Annotated in this window: 1 pseudogene; it reads right to left on the reverse strand. The window is 69.1% G+C overall.

Annotated features, from left to right (window positions below):
• Positions 1–385: pseudogene (locus SB751_RS28440) on the reverse strand (signal recognition particle-docking protein FtsY); the annotation flags it as partial.

Genomic DNA, 385 nt, shown 5'->3' on the forward strand with positions numbered 1-385 from the left:
TCACCTGCGTGAGCGCGTTCTGGCCGGTGTTCGCGTCGATCACGAGCAGCACCTCGTGCGGCGCGCCGTCGTGCGCCTTCGAGATCACGCGCTTCACCTTCTTCAACTCTTCCATCAGGTGCAGCTGCGTCGGCAGGCGGCCGGCCGTGTCGGCCATCATCACGTCGATCTTGCGCGCGCGCGCGGCGCTGACCGCGTCGAAGATCACCGCGGCCGGGTCGCCGCTTTCCTGCTGGACGACCGTCACGTTGTTGCGTTCGCCCCAGACCGCCAGCTGTTCGCGCGCGGCCGCGCGGAACGTGTCGCCCGCGGCCAGCAGCACCGACTGGTCGAAGCTCTGCAGATGCTTCGCGAGCTTGCCGATGCTGGTGGTCTTGCCCGCGCC

This window comes from Cupriavidus sp. SIMBA_020 (assembly GCF_046535395.1).
GTDB lineage: Bacteria > Pseudomonadota > Gammaproteobacteria > Burkholderiales > Burkholderiaceae > Cupriavidus > Cupriavidus campinensis.